Source organism: Cyclobacterium salsum, assembly GCF_010119245.1.
Lineage (GTDB): Bacteria > Bacteroidota > Bacteroidia > Cytophagales > Cyclobacteriaceae > Cyclobacterium > Cyclobacterium salsum.
In genome coordinates, this window is the sequence record NZ_WNKG01000008.1 from 167,669 (window position 1) to 193,066 (window position 25,398).

The following is a 25,398-nucleotide window of genomic DNA, read 5'->3' on the forward strand; positions in this document are numbered from 1 at the left end:
CGCCGGTTTTTTTATTATTTCACGTAATTCGAGTTCGCCAGGTATTCGTAGCTCATGGCCACACTTTTTACCGGTTCAAAATTGTACCGTTCCACCTCCACATAGTACCCTTTCATTCCCTGAGCATAAGCGGCTTTGAATATGGGCTCAAAATCCATGGTCCCGCTTTGCCCGATCTCCTCTTCGTCCTTGATGTGTAGCAATGGAAATCTTCCGGAATATTTTTTCAAGTAATCTACCGGATCATAGCCTCCTTTGGTTGCCCAGTAAACATCGAGTTCCATGCAAAAAAGGTCCGGATCGGTGTTTTCAAGCATAAAATCATACATTACCTTTCCCTCAATTTTTTCAAGAACGATCTTCGCTGATAGGTAGTTTGCATGGTTATTTGGTTTCTTTGGTTAGAGGTAAGGTGATCTCTTCCTAATTAAGGAGTAAATCTAGCCAGAATTTATGTTTTTAAGAATGAATATTTTTGTTTTCGCATTTTAAACCTGGTAAGGAATGGAATCAGGCTAATTTTTGCTAACTTGAGTCGCCAAAATAAAATTTTGTTGGATACTAAATAGTTTTGAATGGAAATATTAGGATTGGATATAGGTGGGTCTGGAATCAAAGCCGCCCCGGTAAATATCGAAACCGGGGAATTGACAGCAGAGAGGTTCAGGGTCCCTACACCCATACCTACCAAACCGGAAAGCGTGGCAGAAGCCGTGCAGACCTTGGTGAACCATTTTGAATGGACAGGCCCCATAGGCTGTGGGTTCCCTACGGTGGTGAACAACGGTCGTTGCATGACCAAAAGTAACATCCACAAAAGCTGGGTGGGCGTTCAGGTGGATCGGCTGTTTTCCGAAAAAACCGGGCTACCGGTCACTGTGATCAATGATGCCGACGCTGCCGGCCTGGCTGAAATGACCTTTGGTGCGGGCAGCGGAAAAACGGGGCTGGTCGTAACGGTTACCATCGGAACCGGACTGGGTACCGGAGTATTTTATGATGGGCAATTGATTCCCAATTTCGAATTGGGCCGTATCTACTATAAAAACGGACAGATTATCGAATATTTTGCCGCTGACTCGGCCCGTAAAAACGAAAACCTTAGCTACAAAACCTGGGGGAAGCGCTTCAATAAATTCCTGAAACATACGGTGCGGATTATTTCTCCAGATTTATTTATTTTGGGAGGAGGGGCCAGCAAAAAGCTGGATAAATTTGAAAACGAGATCACCATAGATGTTCCAGTAATCGTCGCAGAAAATAAAAACGAAGCAGGAATTATCGGAGCCGCCATGGCAGCATACTTAAAATTAAATCCAGAGACTTCATGAAAAATCCGCTCCTTCTGCTGATCATTCTTACGATATCCGGCTGGATACCGGCAGGATTTGGTCAGAATCAGGAGATCATGACCGTGGGGGGTCCCATTCCTGCCAATCAAATGGGTAGAAGCTTGATCCACGAACACCTGCTGGTGGACTTTATCGGTGCCGATAAAATCACCGCTACCCGTTGGGATCGGTCTGCGGTGGTGGAGAAAGTAAGGCCTTTTGTAGCGGCATTGCCAGCCCTGAAAATCCAAACCCTCGTTTCTTGTACCCCAGCCTATTTAGGAAGAGACCCGGAATTACTCCGGCACCTTTCCGAACAAACCGGCATTCAAATTCTTACCAACACTGGGTATTACGGAGCAGTGGACAATGCCTACTTGCCCGCGCATGCCTTTTCTTCCTCCGCCGAAACCCTCGCCGGGATCTGGACAGATGAATGGAAAAACGGCATTGGACAAACCGGCATCAAACCAGGCTTTATTAAAATCGGTGTAAACAGCGGCAGCCTTTCCGAATTGCATCAAAAACTGATATTGGCTGCCGCACTGACTCATAAGCAAACGGGGCTAACCATCGCTTCCCATACAGGGCCATTCCTCCCCGCAAAGCAACAAGTAGCTTTATTAAAGGCGAACGATGTTCATCCGAGTGCCTTTATATGGGTACATGCCCAAAATGAACCTAATAAGGAAAATTATTCCTCCCTTGCAGCGGAAGGAGCCTGGATTAGTCTGGATGGCATACAGCCCTCCAACCTTCAGGAATACCTGGAAAAGCTCCGCTACCTCAAGGAACAGGGCTGGCTGGAGCAGGTGTTGATTTCCCACGATGCTGGCTGGTATCGGCCTGGAGAAGAAGATGGAGGCGATTTTAGAGACTTTTCCACCATCAGCACTCAATTCATTCCCTTGCTCCTGAAAAATGGATTTACCGAAGAAGACATAAATCAATTATTGGTAAAAAATCCGGCCAATGCCTTTTCTGTTCGAAAAAGAGCCTATACTGGTAATTGAACCATCTACCCAAACATCGAATCCCCATGAATTTAAAAGAACTAACATACAAATCGGGTTTTCATGGTTTAACTATTTAAAACCGGACTACTGCGCCTGTCAAATAAAATGGGACCTGATCAGGAAATAGTTTCCCTGCCGGAAAACCTTTGGTACGAAACATGCTGTTTCTTTAAATCGAAATGCTTTTCTTTAACAAGAATAGGTTACCTAACACGAACACATATAATTCAATAGAATCAATTTAAGCATATAAACCCAAATCAAAATGAAAATCAGAACCATTCTTCCCAGCTTGCTGATCGCCTTATTCCTGATCAACATGACCCATGCTCAGGAGGTGAAAATGAAATCAATTTTTAACGGTAAAAGCCTGAAAGGTTGGACCGTTGAACCGGAGGACAATATTTGGTGGACCGTGGAAAACGGCATGATCTCCGTAGCGAATGATCCCAGCAAAACCGGCTCCACGCTATGGACGAAAAAAGAATACAGCGATTTTATCGTTCAAATGGACTTTCTAATGGGCAAAGGAACCGTAGACTCCGGTATATTCTTGCGCTCTGACAAAGATCAGATACAAATTGGCATCTCCGGATCCCTTCAGCGAGACATGACTGGATCCCCTTACATTCCTGGAAAATCCTACCCTGTAGAAGCGGAGGGAGTAAAAGCGCTTCTCAAAACAGACGAATGGAACACCATGAAAGTGAAAGTGATAGACCAAACCTACACGGTCTGGCTAAATGGAGAGGAAGTAATGACCTATACTTCTGAAAACATGCCTGAAAAAGGTCCTATCGGACTACAACTCCATCCCAACAACGAGATGAGCATCGCCTTCAAAAATATCCAGGTGGGTAAATTGTAAAAATCAGGTTTCAGAAACCATTGCGAACAGAACAATGGAAACTATCAGGTTTATTACTGACCTGGATCATGTTTTTTTAAAAAGCATTTTGTTTATTTTGAAATACAGTATCAATGAAGAAGATGGGCGAAACAGGTAGTCCTCAAAAAAATCAGTGCTAGCTGTCCATCGAAATAAAACGAGCTTTTAACAAAAAAACCGATCACCATGAAACGCATTATTGTTCCCGTAGATTTTTCTCCCTATAGTGAAAACGCCTTTCTAACGGCATCGAAAATTGCCGCAAAGGGAGATGCTTCCATCACCTGTATCAACGCCATCAACTCGGACCTGGACTGGAAAAACCTATCCGAAACCGAGAAGGCCAAACATCAGCAAATTATTGACCTGGAAGCAGAGGCAAAAGATAAGCTAAAATCCTTCATCGCAAACCATAAGGTGAAAAGTACTCCCATAGAGGCCGTTGTAGAAATAGGTGTGCCCGGACAGGTGCTGGTCGATTTGGCCGAAAAACAGAAAGCCGACCTAATCGTTATCGGTGCCTATGGAAGGGGCTACGAAGAAGGTAAATTTATTGGATCGACCACCCAAAAGGTGATGCGCCAGGCAAACTGTCCTGTACTGGCCGTAAAGAAGGTACTGGATGGAAGGGCGATGAAAAAAATGGTTTTTGCTTCTTTGTTCAATGAGGCAAGCAGGCCCGCTTTTTCCCGAATGAAGCCCCTGATCAAAACCATCGGAGCCTCGGTTTATTTCCTATACATCAATACACCTGCGAAATTTACCGATAGCGCTAGAGCGGAAAAACTGATGCGAAATTATGCAACCGGTCAGGAAGATCTGATTATCCACCGGCATATTTACAATCATGAGGAGGCAGAAAAAGGAATTGTGGCATTTGCGGAGGAAGAAAATGCCGGGATCATCGGCATCGCTTCCAACGTGCGAAAATCCAGCGCTTCCTATCAGATTGGCGTTACCGACACGGTGCTGTTCAAAACAGACATTCCTGTTTTGAGTGTGAAATTTGAATAAGTACTTTTGAATTAGGCCAGGGTTTTAGGACAATCCTGGCCTTTTCTTATTCCCCCATTTGCTTTTATTAAGGAGCCCGTTTAATAAAAAGGACCGATTAGCTATTCATGACCGTAAAGGAATATTGGATTTGTATCCTGGTTGAAATGCCGTAAGTGCGTTTCCGGCAGCATGGGTTTTTCTCCAACGATAGGCATGTCGGAAGGAAAATTTTCGGAAAACTTCTTGATCGGAAAATGGGAGGAAAATCGTTTTGATAAGTCTATAATGGGCATCCTGTATTCCTCGGGCAAAATAGATATATAAACCTTCGGTTCGGAATGTTTGGGAGAATAGTCTAATTCCGTTGACTGAATGAAGAAATTTGGATATACCTGCCTATAGAGGTTTGCCTATTGCATGGCCCAATCCCGCCAAAACTCCTAAATCCCTGGCCTGTCACAACCTCATTGTTTCTCCTCTTCCATGGGCACTTTCTTTCGCATGGACCCGATGCCTTCCCAAATCAGTCCCAGACCGGAAAAAACCTGCTGGATCACATTAGCCAGGGTGGATAGGCTCACATCGGTTTTTTTGTTCCTGAGGTGGCTATAGAGAGAATGGATACGTGCTGAATAATTGGATTTGAGTTTTTCTTCCACGGTATGTAGCGTAAAGGCATCCGCTTTCTTCAGTCCATGGTATTCTTCAAAAACGGTCAAAAAATCTTTCACCTCTTCCTGCACCTCTGCCAACACCTCCCCTACAAACGGTTCGGTAGCGTCCTCCATTTCTTTCAGGTTATGGATGACATCTTTGAATTCCTTGGCTCCAACCACCAACAGGCGCAGGGTATCGGTCAACTCAGACAAGCGATTGGCCTCCTCGGGACTCAGGTTTTTCTCCTGCAGGCCCAGGGCAAACTGAAAAAGTTCCTCCTCCAGGTCTTTAAGTTGCTGGTAATCCTGAAGTAAATTCTTGGGTTGAAAGGTAATTTTTCGCCAGACAGAGGCATCCTTTTTGGGGCCCTTCTGCTTGTGTATGATTTTCCACACCAACTTTAACGTGTTTTTCAACACTCCATCCAATTCTTTCTCAAGGGCCATCAGGGCCACCGATGGCAGGTCCAGGGGGACGTTTTTGACAAACCTCGACCTTCCTTTGGGGATATCCGAGCGAAATCTCCGCTTCAACCAGCGCTCCAGGGGCGATAAAAACGGGAAAAACCCCAGGATCATCAGTCCGTTTACCAGGGAATTCAACAGCACCAGTTCCATCAAAGGGTCTGTTAGATCAAAAACATAACTGCTCGCAAAAATCAACTGGTCGATCCAGAAAAAACAAAAGATTCCTGCCAGAAAGTTGAAACCAAAATTAGCCAGTGCCAGTCTTTTTTTATCTGCAGTGCCCCCCACGGATCCGAGGATCAGTGTGAAAGTGGTCCCGATATTGGCTCCTATGATCATGGACAAAGCATGATCCGTACCGATCACCTGCGCATTGACCCCGCTCAAAACGATGACAATCATGGCCGAACTGGATTGGATCATGGCAGTAACCACTAGTCCCAATACCAGGTACCACCAAAGTCCGTACTCCCTGAATGCACTCAAATCTACGGCAGAAGCATACGCATCGATGGCTAGCTTCATGTAATCCAGGCCCAGAAACAGCAGGCCGAACCCCAATAAAAACATGCCTGTATTTTTGAGAAAAGGCCGGCTATTGTTCAGCAAATAGGTCATAACACCTATAGCCAGGAAGGGGTAGGCAAAATCGGCCACGCTAATTTTAAATCCAAAAGTAGCGACGATCCAGGCAGTGAAAGTGGTTCCCAGGTTGGCTCCCAGTACCACTCCCAGTGCGTTTCGCAGATGGAGCATCCCACCTCCGAGGAAAGCCAGTACCATCAGGGTCACCAGGGAGCTGCTCTGCAAAATGGCCGTGATCAACGTCCCAACCAAAATACCTTTCCATGCTTTGTCGGTATAGGTATGCAGCATATTCTTAAAGGAATTTCCTGCCAATTCCTTAAGGGCCAACTCCAGCTGACTCATACCCCAAAGAAATAAACCTATCCCAGCGAGAAACTCCCAATAATCGAATACTCCTTGCATAACTGTGGATAAAAATAGATGCATACCAAATGATGGGAACCTAGGGTTCCGAATGCCAAATTCCAGCGACCAGAAATAGGGCATGTAGAAACAGGTAAACCTACACCGCTAAAATTAATGAATTTTGAGGCAATTGTTAGCCTGGAAAAATGAAATTACCCGGATGGAAAGTAGTTTTATAAATTTCTTACAAGAAACTGTGCAATCGATTGCGTATTTTTTTTATATATTCGAAAGATAATGGTTATCTTTAAATCTATCGTAAACCTTTACCTGCTCTTAGCGGGCAAAAAACATAAGAACACGTAAACGAACCCAAGTTATGAACAAACAAAATCTAATCCTGTTAAACCTGGCCATTTTCCTTTTGGCAGCCTGTGGGCAACCCACGGTGGAGACCAAGGAGGGCTGGACCAATTTATTTGACGGGGAAACCCAGGACGGTTGGCATCAATTGGATGGAGCGGCTGAATTCAGCATTGAAGACGGCGTGATCGTAGGATCGGCCGTGGCCAACACCCCAAACACCTTTCTGGTAACGGACGAAACATATGAAGATTTTATCCTGGAATTAGAAATCCGGGTAGATGATGAATCGAGCAATTCCGGAGTGATGGTCAGAGGGCAACACAATCCCGATGCCAATGACGGAAAGGGAAGGGTCTTCGGCTATCAGGTGGAATGTGATCCAAAAGAAAGAGCCTGGTCGGGCGGTATCTACGATGAGGCCAGAAGAGGTTGGCTTTATCCGCTTACTTACAATCCAGATGCCCGAAGTGCTTTTAAACTAGGCGAGTTCAATACCTACCGCATTGAATTCATTGATAATACACTTAAAACCTGGGTCAATGGGCAGGAAGTAGCCTACCTGGTCGACGATATGGATCAGTCCGGTTTTATCGGCCTGCAAGTCCACGGCATCGGCGACAATCCGGAAAACGCCGGCAAGAAAACATATTTCCGGAATATCCGGATCAAGACGGAAGATCTAAGCCCCACGCCTTTCGAAAATGATGTCTTCGTAGTCAGCACACTCGACAACGAACTGACTTCCTATGAAGAGGAAATCGGTTGGAAACTATTGTTTGACGGCACTAGCAGCGAGGGCTGGCGGAGTGCCAGGGCAGAAACCTTTCCCGATGGCGGCTGGACCATTAATGACGGGGTGCTGACCATAGAGGCTTCCGATGGAAGAGAATCTGCGAATGCCGGAGATATCGTCACGGTGGATCAGTACAGTGCTTTTGATCTTTCTTTCGATTTTAAACTGACTGAAGGAGCGAATAGTGGGGTGAAATATTTTGTTACGTTAAACGAAAACAACTCCGGATCTGCCATTGGATTGGAATACCAGATATTGGATGATGAAAGGCATCCGGATGCCAAACAAGGTAAAGACGGCAACCGTACGCTGGCATCGCTCTACGATCTGATTAAGGCAGATAAGCAGGCCCGATTTGTCCGTCCTATAGGGGAGTGGAACAAAGGCCGCGTCGTAGTGCATCCCGATAATACCGTCGAGCATTATATCAATGGCTTGAAAGTAGTGGAATACACCCGGGGTTCCGACGCCTACCGGGAACTGGTGGCCGATAGCAAATACGAGAAATGGGACAACTTTGGTGAAGCAGAAGAAGGGCATATCCTGCTTCAGGACCATGGGGATGAAGTCCATTACAAAAACATCAAAATAAGAGAGCTGGATTAAACCAGAATTTCTGTTCAAGAAGCTAAAAAAACAAGCCCATGCGGCTTGTTTTTTTTGTACCTTCGATCTGGTTTGAGCAAAACAAAGCCATCTTATAACGAAATAAAAGCTTGAAATTTTGAAACAAGTAGCCGTTAGGAAAGATAGTACCCTTCCCTTAGAAATACACTTGTGCTCTCCCATTTAATTAAATGGTGACACAAAAAAAAAGAATATTTTATTCTGGATAGGTCTTTCAAGTCATTTCTACAAGTGAGGAAAAGTAAGGTAGCATTCTCCGATACTCCTAATTTCCCCGTTAACTATCCCCGCTTTTTTAAAAAATATCGTAACTACTTTTAATTTATTACCGTTAATATCACTATATTTCCGACCATATAAATCTAAGCAACCGATTGCATATTTCTCTACTAAAAAATTTAGTTGTGACATTAAATAAATAATTTTAACCATATACTAGTAAACTAAACAAACTCCTAAAAATGAAAATTATGTAAAAATCAAGAACAAACTCGAAAACCGGAAATTGTTCAATCAATTTCCATAAAAACAAATTTCAATTCCAATCAAACCTAAAATTATGACCTCGAGAAATTACTTGAAATCAGGGCTTTTATTGCTCCTGATGGTTATAGGTACCCACTTGGCACAGGCACAGAACGTGCAGGTTAGGGGACAAATAACCGACGAAAACGAAATGCCCATACCGGGAGCCTCTGTATTGGTTAAAGGCACATCAACAGGTGTAGCTGCCGACCTGGATGGGAATTATAACATTTCCGCACCCTCCAATGCCACCCTGGTATTCTCATTTATTGGGTACTCTCCTAAAGAAATAGAAATAGGCAACCAATCCGAGATAAATATCCAATTGGAACCGAATGTTTCAGACCTGGATGAAGTAGTGGTAACCGGATATGGAACCACACGAAAAAGCCAATTGACGGGAGCCATTTCCTCCGTTGGTAGCAAAGAAATCGCAGAATTACCCATCGTGGATGCCCGGCAGGCTCTACAGGGACGGGCAACGGGAGTGGATGTGACCCAGGCTGGAAGTAAGCCCGGTTCGGCACCGCAGGTAAGGATTCGTGGAAGACGATCCTTTAATGCCGGAAATGACCCGCTTTATGTGGTGGATAATATCCCTATTGCAGGTGGAATTAATGACATCAACCCACAAGACATCACTTCAATGGAAGTGCTAAAAGATGCCTCGGCCACTGCTATCTATGGTTCAAGAGGAGCCAATGGTGTGGTTTTGATTACCACCAAGAGAGGGCAAGCCGGTAAAACCATCGTTTCTGTAGACTCTTACTACGGTGTCAATCAGAGTTTGGGACGTATTGAAAACTTCAATGGCGAAGAATTTGCTGAATACAAAAGGGAATCTCGAAGGGCAGTAGGAGAATACCCTGAAGGACCTGCTACCCAGGAAGCAGACGAAGGCCTATTCGAACCCAATGAACTGGAAAGCATCCAATTGGGAAGAAGTTTTGATTACATCGATGCCCTGACCCGGACAGGTTCTATTCAGAGTCACCAAATTAGTGTTTCCGGTGGTAGTGAAAAAACCACCTTCTTCCTCTCCGGAAACATGTTCCGTGATGTGGGTGTGGTAAAACTTCAGGATTTTAGCCGGTATTCTTTCAGAGCAAATATCGACCATAAATTGAATGATAAATTTCGAATTGGAACTTCCACCCTATTTACTTACAGTGAAAGAAATGGGGAGAATTTTAATCCACTTGGCGGAGCACTTCAGGAGAATCCATTGGGCAAAACCTTTAATGAAGATGGTTCCATTAATTTTCAACCTACTCAAGATGGTTTAAGAACCAATCCTTTGGCGGAGATTGTACCCGGTGCACATGAGGACCTTACCAAACGATACCGGATCTTTAACAGTATTTATGCATTATGGGAAATTTCTCCAGGTTTAACATTCAGAACTAATTTTGGACCTGACATCACGATCAGAAGAAGTGGTAGGTTTATAGGTGCTCAAACCAATAATAGAAGAGGTGGGGATCCTACAGGAAGTATCGCAGAAGAATTTCAGGTGAATTACACCCTGGAAAACATCCTTAATTATACAAAAACCTTTGATGAGGATCATACTTTCCAGTTTACAGGATTGCAGTCCCTTCAAAAGGATAACCGGGAATTTACCAATATCAACGTTTTGGGTATTCCTGCTGAAAGCCAATTGTTTCACCGCTTGGGAGATGCCAGCCAGATTACCGGTGCCAATACGAACCTAATTCAATGGACTTTATTTTCCTATATGGGAAGATTGAATTATGACTATAAAGGCAAATACCTTTTGACAGCTACGGTAAGAGCGGATGGTTCCTCTCGATTTGGGGAAAACAACCGATTTGGTTATTTCCCTTCGGTGGCCTTCGGTTGGAATATTGGGGATGAGGATTTCTTAGCAGGTAGTTCTGTATTGGACCAGTTGAAGTTGAGAACCAGCTATGGTTCCATTGGAAACCAGGGAATTGATCCTTACCAGACTCAGCCATTATTGGCCCGTACCGCATACGAGTTTGGCGGAACCGCTGCATTTGGCTACCGACCAGGAACCATCGGAAACCCTGATTTAAGGTGGGAAACCTCGACCACGGCCAACGCAGGTTTGGATTTTGTATTTTCTCAAGGTAGGATTGCCGGTACAGTGGAATATTACGTAACCACAACCACCGACCTATTGGCACCACAGCCCCTACCTAATTCCACCGGCTTTGGAGGATTTATTACCAATATTGGTAAAACCCAAAACAGGGGTATTGAATTGACTCTAAATACCATCAACGTCGACAGGGGTGGATTCAGATGGTCTACCGATTTCATCTTTAATAGAAACAGAGAAGAAATCTTAGAATTGGCTGACGGCGATGACGTAGGTGCCGGAAGATTTATCGGTGAGCCTTTAACGGTCTTTTTTGATTGGAACAAAGAAGGCATCTGGCAACTGGACGAAGCAGATGAAGCGGCTGTATATAGTGACCAGCCAGGACTGATCAAGATTGAAGACACCAACGATGATGGTCAAATCAATGCTGCTGACCGACAGATTTTGGGATCTGCCGTTCCTGATTTCAGCGGCGGTATTACCAATCGATTCTCCTACAAAGGAGTAGATCTTTCCTTTTTCCTTTTCGGCAGAGTCGGTTCCATGATCCGAAGTGCATTCCACACCGGTGGATTCAACGCCCTGGCTGGAAGGTACAACAACCTGAATGTCGACTACTGGACACCTGATAATCCTACCAATGATTATCCCCGTCCTAACGCAAATCAGGAATTTCCAAAATATTCCTCTTCCTTACAGTACTTTGATGGTACCTTCTTAAAGGTGAGAAATATCAATTTGGGATATACATTACCTGCCCCATTGGTTTCGAGACTTAAAATGGAAAGCCTGAGGGTTTACGCCAGTGTGCAGCAGCCTTTTATCTTTTCTGAATACAGAAGCCGGCATGCAGGTATCGATCCTGAGACCTTTATTGATGGTGAACAGGGTGTAGAAGGTGGTGTGATCAATTCTAACATCGCGCCAGCCGTGACCCAAATTACCTTTGGTATCAACGCTAAGTTTTAAAGTGTAACCTCAATTTGTTAAGCAATGAAATCAAAAATCAAAAATATATTTTCAAAGTACTCCAAAATCAGCATGATGGGAGCTGCTCTGTTTGCCGGGGTTAGCTGCGAAGGCATTTTGGAAGAAGAGGTAGTTTCCAATATTGGAAATGATTACCTGAACACACCAGCTGGTTTGAATGATGGCCTTCATGCTGCCTACAGTTCATTTAGAGCTTGGTATGGTACCGAAAGAGGAAACAATTTCACTGTTTTTGGAACGGATACCTACACCAATGGCGCAGATGGCGGTTTTAAATTCATGAATTTCTATACCTCCGATTTTGACTCTCAAAATTCACATGTCCGTGAACTTTGGGATCAATTTTACCAAGGTATCAATACTGCCAATGCAGTTATTGACCGGGCTCCTGAGGTGGAAGGCCTTTCAGACGAGATAAGAGCCCGGAGAATTGCGGAAGCAAAGTTTATCCGTGCCCACCACTACTTTATCCTGGTGCAGCTATTTGGACCTCTTGATTTACAACTTAGTGAGTCCGTGGTCCCTTCCAATGAAGTAAGCCGGGCTCCGGTGGCTGATGTATATGCAGCCATCATCAATGACCTGGAGGCGGCTATTCCGGATTTGGAAAATGTGGGGCAATCCAGCGACTATGGCAGGGCAACACGCGCAACTGCCGAGCATTTGTTGGGTAGGGTTTACCTGACCAAAGGAACCTCAGAAGCTGCTGCAAATGATGATTTTGCCAAGGCTGAACCTTTGTTGCAATCGGTAATAGACAATTATGGGTTCAGTCTATTGGATAATTTCGGAGATGTACACGCTTTTGGAAACGAAGTCAATAATGAAGTCGTTTTCGCTGTACAATATGGAAGGAATCAATTGACAAATGGAAATGGAAACAATTCCCATGTGTTTTTCCTTATGGAATATGATGTGCAGCCTGGAATGAGAAGGGATACCGAAAACGGACGCCCTTTTAAACGCTACATGCCAACGGATTATACCTATAATGTTATTTTTGGAGATAGGGAAAATGACAGCCGTTATGAAAATTCCTTTAAGCAGGTTTATTACTCCAATAATCCGGGAACCTTCAATACAACGTTTGACGAGTCCAAGGATCAGGTGACTTTTGCTGCCGGCGATACGGCCATTTATGTGCCCGGCTATGAAATGTCCATGGAGGAAAGGGCACAGAAGCCTTATCAAGTCTTGGTTCCAAGTGCTTATACCGAGCGCCTTTTTGGTACGATGAAAAAACACATGGACCCGGGAAGAGTGGATCTGACCCAATTCCAGGGAGGAAGGGATTACATCGCTTTCAGGCTGGCAGATACCTATTTGCTCCTGGCAGAGGCTCAATTGAAGCAGAATAAAATCACAGAAGCTACGGAAAACATCAATGTGGTAAGAAGAAGGGCTGCCTTCCCGGGACGGGAAGACCAAATGGAAATCACCCCTGCCGAAATGGACATGGAAATGATCATCGAAGAACGGGCAAGAGAACTATTGGGAGAACAGCAAAGATGGTTGGATCTAAAAAGATGGGGTATTTTAGTAGAACGTGTGACTGCTCATAACTCGAAAGCCATCGGAATTGAAGATTACCATGTCTTAAGACCTATTCCGCAAAATCAAATAGACCGGGCAGAGGGCAACGAAGCCAATTTTCCTCAAAACACCGGTTATTAACCATACAATAATTAGAAAACAATTGATTAAAAGGGCCTGGAAAAATTCCAGGCCTTTTTTATGGCATTAAAAATAAAACTTCACCAATCAAAGAATTGTCAAGCCATGCCCTCTGTCTGCAAAACAGCTTTAACCCTGGTCAAAAATCCACTGACTTTTTCAAAGGGATCACCCGGCCTCAGCGTCTCTAGGGATCACCCGGCCTCAGCGTCTCTATAGGATAGTAACCCTGGTAGTCGCTTCCCCGGATAATCGCCTTCAACCGCTCCAGGTCAACAGGCTTTTGCGTACCGAAATGATGCACATTTTCATTGATTTGCCAGTTTACTGCATGCCGGATATTTTTACTGACCTCTTCGTAAGGATCGTGTTGGGAATAACTTCCGATTTCCAAGACCAAGCCAAACCATTCTTCATTCACAGCACCCATTAGGTAATTCACCTGTTAGGCGGATTGAACAAATTCATGGTGGTTTTGTATGGCAACAATGACCCCATGCCGGGCAGCAAATGCAGCGCATTCTTTGCAAGCCGCTATCACCAATGCCGCTTTTTTTGAATTTTCTTCTTTTCATTGCATACATGGATTGGGGAGTGAGATTAAGACTATTAGAAAGAAAAGCCTAAAAGCGGCAAAAAAAACTAAAATGGGATTTTACAGAAACATTACCAACGTATAATGGCGATTATAAGTAATAAACAGTCTTAACAATCGGATTTTATAAAATTTTAAATTAATTTGTGCAATCGATTGCCTAAAAACCAGCAAATGCTGGAATAAGAGCAAAATAATTTTTATTATTACCTCAGTTAAAAAAACAAAGCAAATGGAGCATACGATAAAAGCCACCAAAAACACCTTTCTAACCGACGATTTTCTTTTGAAAAGTGATTTTGCCAGGGCATTGTACCACGATCACGCCAAAAAGATGCCCATCATCGACTACCACTGTCACCTTTCTCCTCATGATATCGCCACCAATCGTCAATTTAACAACATGACGAACATCTGGCTTGAAGGAGACCATTACAAGTGGCGGGCCATGCGAACGCTGGGCGTATCTGAAAAATTCATTACCGGAGATACTTCCGACAAAGAGAAATTTATGAGCTGGGCAAAATCGGTCCCCCATACGATGAGAAACCCCCTCTACCACTGGACGCACCTCGAACTCCTACGGTACTTTGGCATCGATCAGTTGCTCAACGAATCTTCCGCAGCACCCGTTTACGAGGAGTCAACCAACCTGCTACAGCAGGACTCCTTCCGAACCCGGGGTCTCTTATCCAAAATGAACGTAGAAGTGGTCTGTACCACCGATGATCCGACGGATAGTCTGGAATACCACCAACAGGCTAAAGCAGAAAAAATCGACATCAAATTGCTGCCTGCTTTCCGTCCCGACAAAGCCTATGCCGTAGAAGACCCAAAAACCTACAACCAATACCTGGAAAAACTTTCCGCTGCTAGTGGCCAAGCTATCCACTCTTATGAAGACCTGCTTTCGGCGCTGGAAAATCGCGTGGACTATTTTCACGAGAACGGTGGCCGCCTGGCCGACCACGGACTGGAACAATTGTACTTTTTCAAAGAAAACGAACACGATATTTCCGGCCTTTTCGCAAGGATTCAGTCAGGAAAAGGACTGGAACCGGGAGAAATCCGGTTTTTTAAATTCAAGACCCTTTCCGCTCTCAGCAAAATGTACCACGCAAAGGGCTGGACCCAGCAATACCACCTGGGTGCCTTACGCAATACAAACGAACGCATGGCACGGGTATTGGGTCCCGATACGGGCTTCGATTCTATAGGAGACTTCCCCCAAAGCGTAGCCCTTGCGGGTTTCCTAAACCATTTGGATAGTACCGATCAATTGGCTAAAACCATTTTGTACAATCTTAACCCTTCAGATAATGAAGTCATGGCTACGATGGTAGGTAATTTCAACGATGGATCCATAAAAGGAAAAGTTCAGTTTGGTTCTGGCTGGTGGTACATGGATCAAAAAGACGGAATGGAAAAGCAAATGAATACATTATCCAATATGGGCATCTTAAGCTGCTTTGTGGGTATGCTTACCGATAGCCGAAGTTTCCTTTCCTTTCCACGTCACGAGTATTTCCGTAGGATTCTTTGTAACCTGATCGGACAGGATGTGGTCAATGGGGAATTGCCGGCGGATGAAAAATGGCTCGGCCAGATGGTGGAGAATATTTGTTATAACAACGCCCGGGAGTACTTTGGATTTTACGACATGGACTAGCCTGCGTTCGTCCAATAAAAAACACCCCCGGGCAGGTTGCCGGGGGTGTTTTTTTTGTCTTGTACATAAGATAATTAAACCGTTTTGACTGCCTTTGGCTCGGGCTGGTGAAAGTAATGCGATAAACCAAAATACATCACTACCCCAAAGCAAATCAATGGCACGTAGTAGGAAAGTTGGATATTTCCACTGATATCTGAAACCTGTCCCTGCGCAGCGGTGATCAGCGCCCCACCTAAAATGGCCATAATCAATCCCGATCCTCCCAGTTTAGTATCGTTTCCAAGTCCTTCTGCAGAAAGTCCGTAGATAGTGGGAAACATCAAAGACATACAAACCGAAATCAACACCAATGCAATCACCGCTACCATGCCACTGCCATAAATCACTACCAAACTCAACAGGATGGCTACAAAGGAGGAGATCGCCAGCAGTATCGAAGGCTTAAAATATTTCATCAATGCGGTAAACAAAAAGCGGCTGCCAGCGAATAAAATCAAGGACACCAAATAGTAATTGGAGGCTCCGCTTTCCATCACGTCTAGTTCCCCCATGACGTAGCGAATGGTAAAAGACCAAACACCTATCTGAGCACCTACATAAAAAAACTGAGCCATCACGCCACGCATGTAATTTTTGTTTTTGGATAATCTCTTGAAACCTGCGATAATGCCATCTTTTTCTACAATCTCCGAAGCCACCGGCATGCGCACGGCCCGGATTACAAACCAAACGACCACTAGAAACAGGGCCACACCTACATAAGTGCTGACGACCCCGGCAAGTTCTTCCGCCTGCATGGCTTTCAGCGTTTCCGGATCCATCGTCGTTCGGTCTGCTGCTTCAGCCGTATTCAATTGGGAGAGGATGAAAACCTTACTCAAATAGACGCCGATAACCGATCCAATGGGATTAAAGGACTGCGCCAGGTTTAGCCGTTGGGTGGCCGTCTCAGGCGGACCAATCACCAAAATATAGGGATTAGCCGCTGTCTCCAAAATGGATAAGCCTCCTGCCAGCACGTATAAAGCCACCAGAAAAAACCCATAGGACATCATGATGCCTGCGGGATAAAAAAGCAGTGAACCCAGGGCAAAGAGCCCCAGTCCTAATAGAATACCGGATTTATAGGTGTATTTTCTGATAAATATGGCCGCTGGTAAGGCCAGGCAAAAATAGGAACCATAAAAAGCCAACTGTATCCAGGAGGTCTGAAAGTCCGTCATGCTCATGATCCTCTTGAAAGCAGCCAACAAGGTGTCGGTCATATTATGTGCCACTCCCCAAAGCATGAAAAGGGTAGTGAGCAATAAGAAAGGCCAAAAGTTCTTTTTGGAAATCAGCCCGGCTTTTTCAGAGGTTATTTGTGAACTCATGGGTTTGAATTGAAGGTGAATCTATTCTGTTGTTAAAAAGGGAAAATCTGAAATTAAGGATTTATTTGTTAATTCCTGCCAAAAGGAAGCAGGCAATTTTTCATTTACAGCCCGTATATTTTTGCGAACCCAGTCGGGATGGTTGATGCTAAGCGCAATGCTACACAGCCCGGGAACGGCAAGAGAAAATTGAATACACGCATGATAAGGGGCTACCTTATACTGCGTGCAGGTCTCAAAAAACCGCTGCCGCCACGAAAATTTCTCTTTTCCTTCCTTGCTATCCGGGTCGATTTTACGGTAGTCAAAGAAATCTTCACCCACCAGAAATCCGGAATGGAAAATGGCCGCATTGATGATTCCTACCTCCTTTTCCCTCAATGATTCCACAAATTCCATCAGTTCCGGAGGGTGCGAATAGAGTGACAGGCTATTCGCCAGCATGACATAATCCAGGGAGACTTCCTGGCAGAGGCGGCGAATAATGGTCCAGTCCTTGGCCCCTACTCCTATTCCCACTACCTTCCCGGCACGTTTTAGATCACTTAAAGCACGATACGCCTCCAGAATATGCTCCCAACGACGCGCCTTCTCCTCTTTGCCTTTTGCGGCCATTAGGTATTCATCCGGATCGTGCAGCGAAATCAACTGTGGTTTGTAGCTTTGCAGTAGGGCATTATCCTTTTCGAAGCATTCCATCATTCCGGCATAGCTAATCTTTTGGACGGCATCGTGCTGAATCCCCTTCCAAATGCCCGGTTCAAAGGTGGGCTCCCTGGCTTCCAATGGCACTCTCACCCACCCCAACTTATTGCTAATGACTACTTCCTCTTTCTTGATACCTGCTTCCTGTAAAAAATCTCCCAGCACCTCCAGTGCAAGGCCAGCGCCGTATTTTCCGGCAGTATCAAAAACGGTGTTCGGGGAGCACGCCTGAAAAATCTCTTTCAGGATGGCTTCCTTGTCCCTTTTGGGATACTCCTGAAAAAGATTTCCTAGTGAACTGCTACCAAAAATGACAGGAGGCACCAGCAGTCCTGTATTTCCTAAGGGACTTACGTTCATCTTCCGGGTATTTCACTATACTGCATCGCTTATTTCTTTTTCACGCCATACTCCCGGTCCCGGTCAAAGGTCTCCAGATGCCGGTGTTTTTTGGAATCATAAATATCCGCAATCGTAATCAAAATACCCGTTTCCTCCACCGCGCCAAATTCATAATTCATTGCCGTGCCAAAAGTCTTCATGGAAGAGGATAGATTCATATACGTATTGATGAGCGGAGGGATGTTTTCACCCAGCACCCGTACCTGAGAATTGAGTGCCTTGTATCCTTCTTTATAACTCATACCATCGAAAAAGCCTTTATAATTTTTCGGATCGGTCTTATAATCCAGCGGCGTGATCGGCCAGATGAGTTCGTCCTTGTCCGGAAAATAATGATTCATAAAATAGAGCAACAAATCCCGGGCTTTTGCATTGTAATGCGGGTACATGGTCACTTTTCCGAACAAATACCTGATATCGGGATTGATCATGACCACTGCACCTAAGCCATCCCACAGGTTGTCCAGGGAGAAAATTCCCTTTCGGTTATCCACGCTGGGCTGATAGTTTGGTTGGACAAATGACCTTCCCAATTCGATGGTATAGGGAAGGTATTCCTTTACAAACCGATCCGAAAAATTGAATAGGTGGGCGGTAGAAAGGTTCACTGCCCCATCGGAAGTAAATCCGGCATCTGCACATTTGATCAGCCGGTACCCTGCGATGATTTCCTTATCTTCGGGGTTCCAGGCGATTAATTGCTCGTAACAATTTTCACAGGTATCGTTTTCATCGATATCCAGCGGCAAACCCGTTCCTCCCCCTGCTGCTCTAAATGAAACTTCACGCAACCTCCCAATTTCCTTCAGTACATTGGGTGCGTTGTGCTGATTAACCAGGTAAATTTCATTCTCTCCGTTATTTACATATCTCAAAAACCGCTCGGCCGATAATTCACGTTGGATAACCTCCCGGTCAATCGGGTTGATAATTGCTTGCATAAATCCTACTAGTCTTGGACAATGTTGTAAACTATTTTTTTGACCTCTTCTGCCCAGTATTTGTCCGTTTTGGAAGCATCAAAATACTTGTAAGAAATTGGTTTTCCTATATGGACTACGATATTTTTGTTTTTTTGCCCAAACATCTCGTCAGCCAAATAAAACATCTCAATATTGGCCTTTACTCCTACTTTTTTCCTAAGGCTTGCCAAATTATAAAAAAAAGACGAGTTCCTCCCCTCTATGTAAACAGGAACGATGTCTTTTTTGTATTTTCTTGCCTTATTGATAAAACTTTTTTTCCATTCCAAATCCTTGATCCCATGCTCCTGTTTCCTGGAAACCAGGCCTGCCGGAAATACCAAAATTCCATTGGTAGAGGCATACGTTTCTTCAATGAGCTCTGCCCCTTTCTTACCACTGCTGCCGTGTTTGTTGACCGGAACAAACAATCTTCCAAAATGAGGAATATTCATCAGCAGGTCATTTACTAAAAACCGCAAATCTTCCCGGTATTTCCCCAGCACATGCATCAAGACAACCCCATCCAAGGCACCCAAGGGATGATTAGATGCAAAAATAACACTTCGGTCCCGTGGGATATTCTTCTCCCCACTTACCGCCACGTTTACTCCAAATTCCTTGATGAGTGCATCCACAAATTCCAATTCCTTCAAATCAGCATGGCGTAGCATGATGTCATTGACCTCCTCTTCATGTACGATTCTCTTGATGTATCCCAGAACAAATCCCGGCATCCATTTCAATAAAGCAGGGTTTTTAGATGCAATTACCTTTTTAATATCTATAAATTTCTCGTTCTCCACAAAAAACAATTAATTGAATGATCGAAAACAGTAGCCCTCTATTTACCTGCGGCCTTCCAGGCCAGGAAACTAAACTTACCGTAAATTAATCTTAAGCAAAAATAGGGAAAATAAATTTATTGGCTTTATTTGGTATAGGCATTGCTCCAAACTTTCTTGATTGCGTGCCGGTGCATTGTGATTACACTAACTTATTATTCCAACAAATCACGATCCGCTAACCGGCTGAACATTCGACAATGCCTTCATGTTACTACCCCTAAACAGAAACTCTTATGATGCAACTGGCAATTACAGGCGCCACCTCCGGAATTGGTGCAGAAAAAGCAAAGGTCCTCGCTCCGAAATGCAGTCGAATTTTCCTATTGGTTCGAAATCGGGAAAAAGCAAAAGAACTGGTACAATCCATCGACCCTTCCGGCAATAACGATAAGTTCACCATTATTCATTGCGACCTGGCAGACCTCCAATCCGTGGCGGCTGCGGCCAGCACACTCCGGGAGGCCACCGATAACCTGGACCTCCTGATCAATAATGCAGGGGGGATTTTTCCCGAAAAGAAATTAACCAAAGACGGTCATGAACTCACCTTTTCAGCCAACCACCTGGGGCACTTTCTGCTGACACAGCAAGTGATGCCCTTACTCACTAACGGAGACGGAGGAAGGGTAATCAGCGTCAGTTCTGAGGCGCACAAAGGTGCCTCCATAGACAGAAAGGACCTGGAGTTAATCCGGAATTTCGGTTCATTTAAGGCTTACGCCAATGCCAAATTATACAACATCCTTTTCACCAAATCACTGGCCGAAAAATACGCTGATAAAAACCTGGAGGCCTACGCCCTTCATCCCGGGGTAGTCAATACTGGCTTTGGAAACCAAAGCAAAGGAATTTTTAAGATCCTCCTTTCCCTGTTCAAGCCCTTAATGATCAGCCCCGCAAAAGGTGCGAAAACCGGTATTTTCCTGGCCACCACTAAGCAGGTCCCCGGTAAGAACGGGGATTACTTTAAAAAGTCTAAAACCGCAAGTGTATCCTCCCAGGCCAAATCTAAAAAATTAAGGGATCAACTTTGGGAATACAGCATGGAACAAATCAAGGAATTTGTTTAATTACCTTCTTCATCCTGAATCAGAATCGTTCGGGTGACCACCGGCGCAGTCATAAAATAGCCCATTACCTCGCCCACTCCCTGACTAACGGTAATGTTCGTCCTAGGATTGGCCGGTGGCGGACTGAATAACCCTCCATCGTTAAATAACAAATTCACCAACTGGTTCAGGTAATCGTACGAACTTTCATTTAGTCGTAGCATTTGCAGTTTGACCTTGTCCTCCTTTTCAAAGGTAAAGGCCGTGAGCTCAAATCCATTATTCAATACCGAACTACCAAAGGTGTCATCAAAAAGAAAATAATCGGATCGCCTGTTTAATAGGGTATCATTGCGCGTCAGCTTCAGGCGGTAAAAGTTATTTTCAGTAAATGGAATCTTTCCATACAAAGTCAAATAATATCCTTCATCCGCAAAGAACCGTTCCTCCTTGAATTCATAGGTAATGCTATCCAATATGGGTGCTTCCAGGGTGGTGCCTGTGGCGCTGTACTCCTTTCCCTCCAATGCTACCCGCAATCGGTATTCATGTCCGATTGCGGCGGCTTGCTGATTTAGAGGTAGGTACTGCCCCAATTCTACTACATATCGAAATTCAATGATCTCTCCATTCTCCAAATCCTCAATTTGAACGAGGGCATCCGGGATGCGCTCATTGTCAAGCGTATCGTAATAATCACGCGAATAGGCTACGGACACAAAATTATCCGAAGGATTATCTGTCCATACGCCTTCAATCACCGGAATTTTATCCCGAGCGCCCAATTCAAGGGCGGCCTCCTCCTGGCAGGAATAAAGAAAAAATACGAGTCCAAAAATGACAACTAACCTCATGGAATTAGAATTTGAAATTATACGTTATAGACGGTAAAACACTAAATAAATAAGTCATAACTGCCCCTGGACGGGCCGAAGCTGCCTCTTCACCCGGACCAGGTTGAAAACCAATATCATTGTTGTAGATGGTCGTAAACTCATATGAAAAAGGATTTTTTCGACCATAGGCATTGTATACACTGAAGTTCCAACTTCCTTGCCACCATTTGCCTTTATCTTTGTTTTTCAGCGTCACCGAAAGATCTAACCGATGGTAATCCGGAAAGCGGTCCCTGTTTCTTTGCTCACTATACAATGGCACCCGCTGATCATCCACCTCATAAGACCCTACCGGAAAGGTCACTGCTATTCCCGTGGTGTAAATAAAGGTACCGGAAAACGACAATCGCTCGTTTAATTGATGGGATACCACCAGGCTTAGATCATGTGGCCTGTCAAACCGGGGAGGATATGGCAGGCCCCGATTGATTCCTTGAATTTTTCGAAACACCCGCGACCAGGTATAACTCAACCAGCCGGACGTTTTGCCGACATTTTTTCGTAGCAAAAATTCCATACCATAAGACCAGCCATTGCCCGTTAGGATTTCGGTCTCAATATTATCTGTAAAAAGTACATTGGCTCCCTGTTTCAGATCCACAATGTTTCTAAAATCCCGGTAATAGCCCTCCAGGGAAACCTCCCAACGATTATCCATCAGGTTTTGAAACAAACCTGCAGAAACCTGATCTCCTCTGATGGGTAAAATATACCTTCCGGCCGGTACCCAGCGATCTATGGGCAATCCCGCCGAACTGTTGGAGGCCACCTGGATGTACTGGTAATTCCGGTTAAACCCTGCTTTCAGGGAGGTGCCCGATGCGATTCGGTACCGGGCTGAAAACCGGGGTTCCCAACCCTGATACGCCTGCATCCGTTGCCCCAGCCGGTATTCCAGGGTATCGATTACCTGCTCGTTTTCCTGGGGATCATCATTGTCATACAGGTAATTGATTCCATTCCCTATTTGCTGGTAATTTCCCCAACGCAGTCCTGCCTCCAGGCTTAAGCGGTCCGAAACTTCCGTTTTTCCAGCCAGAAACAGATTGAACTGTAGGCCTGTTCTCGGGTGTGAGTCCAGGGGCTCAATGCCACTATCTGGACTCCCCTGCAGGTTGACGGGAGCAAAGTGGTAAAGCTGCCCGTGCATACCGGCTTTTAATTCCGAATTTTCTCCCGGTATATAGGTCCAGGCCGCCTTGACACCCGATTCCGCAAAGTGATTGGACCAATCGAATCCATTTTCTTCATCGGAAAAGCTGATCAGGTATTGGTAACGGCTGTAATAGGCAGATACATCCAGGTAATTTCGATCGTTGATCTGCCGATCCCAGGTGAAGGAATTGACCCAATTTTTCCATCCCAACCCAAACTGACCTCTCAAACCCAAAAAATCACTACCATAATAGGAAGATAGAGTGAATCTATTTTGCGGTCCCTTCCTCCACATAAACTTACCGCTCAAATCGTAGAAGTAGAGTTGGTTATCTCGTATGTCTTCATTGCCTGAAAACGTCAGAAACAAATCCGCGTACGTTCTCCTTCCGGAGACAATAAAGGAGGAGTTGTCCGAAAACAAGGGGCCGTCTACGGTCAATCTGGAACTGATACTACCAATCCCTCCCTCTCCCTGGATTTTGGAGGTATTTCCTTCTTTCAAGGAAATGTCCACCAATGAAGATACTCTTCCTCCAAATTCAGCAGGAATAGTACCTTTATAAAGGGCTACATCGCTAAGGGCATCTGGATTAAACACAGAGAAAAATCCAAAAAAATGAGATGGATTGTAAATGGGGGCACCATCGATCTGAATCAGGTTTTGATCCGCTGAACCTCCCCTTACAAACAAACCAGTGGACCCTTCTCCCGCAGTGGTCACTCCCGGAAGCAATTGGATCCCTCGAAGCAAATCCACCTCCCCAAACAAGGCCGGGATGCGCTTCAATTCCTGGCCTGAAATCACGTTTTTTCCCATTTCCGTACTCGCCACATTTTGATCCGGTTTCCTTTCCGAAACCACTACTTCTTCCAGGGTCCATTCCTCCGGGCTTAGATAAAAGACCAACCCCTCCATTTTGCTTTTTTCTTTCAGGTCCCGGGCAATGGATTGGTAACCCAGGAATCGGATCAGCAACGTACCGGAAGAGGTTTCGCTACTTAGGGTGAAATCCCCATTCTCGTCAGTGATGGTGCCTTTACCGGCCTGCCCCTCCCAATTTACCGTTGCCCCGGGTAAGGGTTCACCGGAAGCCTTGTCCACTACCTGTCCACTGACAGTGCCATTTTGCTGTCCGGAAACGGTATTAACCACTAGAAGGCAGGTAAAAAAAAGGAATAAATGCACCCAAAAAGATTTTTGCTCGTATGTAAACATGCGTTATGGTAGAAGTAAAATGTAATCAATGACGCTAAAGAAAGAACCCAATGCCAACACCAAAAATGATAACGACATCCACCTTAAATGGTTAAGGAAATCTGGCTTTATTTCGACAGAGACAACACAATTTCAATACGGGGGTAATAATTCCGACACATCCCTTACGTTTTAAGTATTAATGATTAATTTCAAGCCATGATTTGGGCCTATCCTGATACCGATTTGATTTTGACCCTGACAACGGTCTTTGTGCTACTCTATGCAGCTTATTTGTACCGTTTCTGGACGATCAATCAAAAAATAGTCGTAAAGAAAAGAAGTCTGGTGTGGAAAATGATTCTGCGCAGCCTGTATTTCTGTTTGTTTTTGATTGCTCTGGCAGGCCCATCCATAGGCAACGCCATGAAAGAAATCAAACAGGAAGGAAAAGACATCTTCCTGGCGATCGATCTCTCCCGTTCCATGAACGCCGAAGACATACAGCCCAGCAGGTTGCAGCGAATAAAATTCGAATTGAAAAACCTGGTGAAAAATTTCAGCTCGGACCGGCTGGGAATCATCATCTTTTCATCAGAAGCTTTTATTCAGTGTCCCTTGACATTCGACCAGAATGTGATCCAATTGCACCTGGACGGATTAAATACAGGGCTGGTTCCGAATTCAGGAACCGACATCGAGGCGCCGCTCAATATGGCCTACAGTAAGTTTTTGTCGGATGAAAGCCAGGAACCCAAATCAAAAGCCATCATTCTGATTAGCGATGGAGAGGATTTCGGAGAGGCATTGGATGGTACACTTGAAAAACTTCGGGAGTCAGGTATCCGGGTCTACACCATGGGGGTGGGCACCAGTTCCGGGAGTACTATCCCCAGAGGCAGCGGAGTGGTCATCGATCAGCAAACCAACCGTCCGGCCATCTCCAGACTCAGTTCGGACAATCTCCGAAAAATTGCCAATCAGACAGACGGGGATTATTTTGAATTAAGTGATGACTTGCAGGAGATTCCCCAACTAATAGATGCCATTTCCAATTTGGAAGGAACCGTAATGGCCAGTCGTACCGTAGAGGCCTCTTCTAACAAATATTTCTATTTCCTGCTGGCCGGTCTGGTTTTGGCAGTACTGGATTCCCTCTTACCCGTCAGGACTTTATCCCTTTAAAAAAT

The 25,398-nt window shown here is 44.8% G+C and carries 19 protein-coding genes; 10 read left to right on the plus strand and 9 right to left on the minus strand.

Features of this window, described 5'->3' with window-relative positions:
- Positions 1 to 14: 14 nt before the first annotated feature.
- Complete coding sequence (locus tag GJS45_RS15530) at positions 15 to 317, minus strand: sugar phosphate isomerase/epimerase family protein (protein ID WP_235954798.1); 303 nt, start codon at positions 315 to 317, stop codon at positions 15 to 17.
- A 258-nt stretch (positions 318 to 575) separates the two neighbouring features.
- On the opposite strand from GJS45_RS15530, the gene ppgK reads away from it, so the two are divergent.
- From ppgK to GJS45_RS15550, 4 genes are all read left to right on the plus strand, one after another.
- Positions 576 to 1,331, plus strand: coding sequence for a polyphosphate--glucose phosphotransferase (gene ppgK, locus GJS45_RS15535; protein WP_162342782.1), 756 nt, complete (start codon positions 576 to 578; stop codon positions 1,329 to 1,331).
- Positions 1,328 to 2,344: a phosphotriesterase family protein gene (locus GJS45_RS15540; RefSeq protein WP_162342783.1), complete on the plus strand. Its 1,017-nt coding sequence runs from the start codon at positions 1,328 to 1,330 to the stop codon at positions 2,342 to 2,344. The genes ppgK and GJS45_RS15540 overlap by 4 nt, the downstream gene beginning before the upstream one ends.
- A 268-nt stretch (positions 2,345 to 2,612) precedes the next feature.
- Positions 2,613 to 3,215, plus strand: a complete 603-nt coding sequence (locus GJS45_RS15545) for a 3-keto-disaccharide hydrolase (protein WP_202928096.1) — start codon at positions 2,613 to 2,615, stop codon at positions 3,213 to 3,215.
- Positions 3,216 to 3,422: 207 nt separating this feature from the next.
- Positions 3,423 to 4,250: a universal stress protein gene (locus GJS45_RS15550; protein WP_162342784.1), complete on the plus strand. Its 828-nt coding sequence runs from the start codon at positions 3,423 to 3,425 to the stop codon at positions 4,248 to 4,250.
- A 446-nt stretch (positions 4,251 to 4,696) separates the two neighbouring features.
- Here GJS45_RS15550 and GJS45_RS15555 read toward each other — a convergent pair whose 3' ends face one another.
- Entirely contained in the window at positions 4,697 to 6,346 is a 1,650-nt protein-coding gene (locus GJS45_RS15555) for a Na/Pi cotransporter family protein (protein ID WP_162342785.1), read from the minus strand.
- Positions 6,347 to 6,668: 322 nt separating this feature from the next.
- On the opposite strand from GJS45_RS15555, the gene GJS45_RS15560 reads away from it, so the two are divergent.
- From GJS45_RS15560 to GJS45_RS15570, 3 genes are all read left to right on the plus strand, one after another.
- The gene (locus tag GJS45_RS15560) at positions 6,669 to 8,054 is read left to right on the plus strand and encodes a 3-keto-disaccharide hydrolase (protein WP_162342786.1); all 1,386 of its coding nucleotides are present in this window, start codon (positions 6,669 to 6,671) and stop codon (positions 8,052 to 8,054) included.
- Between the two features lie 580 nt (positions 8,055 to 8,634).
- Entirely contained in the window at positions 8,635 to 11,658 is a 3,024-nt protein-coding gene (locus GJS45_RS15565; RefSeq protein WP_162342787.1) for a SusC/RagA family TonB-linked outer membrane protein, read from the plus strand.
- Positions 11,659 to 11,682: 24 nt separating this feature from the next.
- Complete coding sequence (locus GJS45_RS15570; protein WP_162342788.1) at positions 11,683 to 13,353, plus strand: RagB/SusD family nutrient uptake outer membrane protein; 1,671 nt, start codon at positions 11,683 to 11,685, stop codon at positions 13,351 to 13,353.
- Between the two features lie 187 nt (positions 13,354 to 13,540).
- Here GJS45_RS15570 and GJS45_RS15575 read toward each other — a convergent pair whose 3' ends face one another.
- A complete protein-coding gene (locus GJS45_RS15575) occupies positions 13,541 to 13,795 on the minus strand; it encodes a hypothetical protein (RefSeq protein WP_162342789.1) in 255 nt (84 codons plus the stop codon).
- A gap of 385 nt (positions 13,796 to 14,180) precedes the next feature.
- Between GJS45_RS15575 and uxaC the strand changes: the two genes are divergently transcribed.
- The gene (gene uxaC, locus GJS45_RS15580; protein ID WP_162342790.1) at positions 14,181 to 15,617 is read left to right on the plus strand and encodes a glucuronate isomerase; all 1,437 of its coding nucleotides are present in this window, start codon (positions 14,181 to 14,183) and stop codon (positions 15,615 to 15,617) included.
- Positions 15,618 to 15,691: 74 nt separating this feature from the next.
- Here the strand turns inward: uxaC and fucP are convergent, their stop codons facing one another.
- Genes fucP through GJS45_RS15600 form a run of 4 tightly spaced genes read right to left on the minus strand, consistent with a single transcriptional unit; the run spans position 15,692 to position 19,868 of the window.
- Positions 15,692 to 16,993, minus strand: coding sequence for an L-fucose:H+ symporter permease (gene fucP / locus GJS45_RS15585; RefSeq protein ID WP_162342791.1), 1,302 nt, complete (start codon positions 16,991 to 16,993; stop codon positions 15,692 to 15,694).
- A gap of 21 nt (positions 16,994 to 17,014) precedes the next feature.
- On the minus strand, positions 17,015 to 18,058 hold the full coding sequence (locus GJS45_RS15590) for an aldo/keto reductase (protein WP_162342792.1): 1,044 nt from the start codon (positions 18,056 to 18,058) through the stop codon (positions 17,015 to 17,017).
- 29 nt (positions 18,059 to 18,087) lie between these two features.
- Positions 18,088 to 19,041: a GNAT family N-acetyltransferase gene (locus tag GJS45_RS15595; protein WP_162342793.1), complete on the minus strand. Its 954-nt coding sequence runs from the start codon at positions 19,039 to 19,041 to the stop codon at positions 18,088 to 18,090.
- Positions 19,042 to 19,049: 8 nt separating this feature from the next.
- The gene (locus GJS45_RS15600; protein ID WP_235954799.1) at positions 19,050 to 19,868 is read right to left on the minus strand and encodes a 1-acyl-sn-glycerol-3-phosphate acyltransferase; all 819 of its coding nucleotides are present in this window, start codon (positions 19,866 to 19,868) and stop codon (positions 19,050 to 19,052) included.
- A gap of 275 nt (positions 19,869 to 20,143) precedes the next feature.
- Here GJS45_RS15600 and GJS45_RS15605 point away from each other — a divergent pair, with 275 nt between their 5' ends.
- Positions 20,144 to 20,980, plus strand: a complete 837-nt coding sequence (locus GJS45_RS15605) for an SDR family NAD(P)-dependent oxidoreductase (RefSeq protein WP_235954800.1) — start codon at positions 20,144 to 20,146, stop codon at positions 20,978 to 20,980.
- Here the strand turns inward: GJS45_RS15605 and GJS45_RS15610 are convergent.
- Positions 20,977 to 21,813 carry a DUF4249 family protein gene (locus GJS45_RS15610; protein WP_162342794.1) on the minus strand — a complete coding sequence of 279 codons (837 nt, stop codon included), beginning with the start codon at positions 21,811 to 21,813 and terminating at the stop codon, positions 20,977 to 20,979. The genes GJS45_RS15605 and GJS45_RS15610 overlap by 4 nt on opposite strands.
- Before the next feature lie 4 nt (positions 21,814 to 21,817).
- Positions 21,818 to 24,166, minus strand: coding sequence for a TonB-dependent receptor (locus GJS45_RS15615; RefSeq protein WP_235954801.1), 2,349 nt, complete (start codon positions 24,164 to 24,166; stop codon positions 21,818 to 21,820).
- A gap of 261 nt (positions 24,167 to 24,427) precedes the next feature.
- Between GJS45_RS15615 and GJS45_RS15620 the strand changes: the two genes are divergently transcribed.
- The gene (locus GJS45_RS15620; protein WP_162342796.1) at positions 24,428 to 25,393 is read left to right on the plus strand and encodes a vWA domain-containing protein; all 966 of its coding nucleotides are present in this window, start codon (positions 24,428 to 24,430) and stop codon (positions 25,391 to 25,393) included.
- Positions 25,394 to 25,398: the final 5 nt, after the last annotated feature.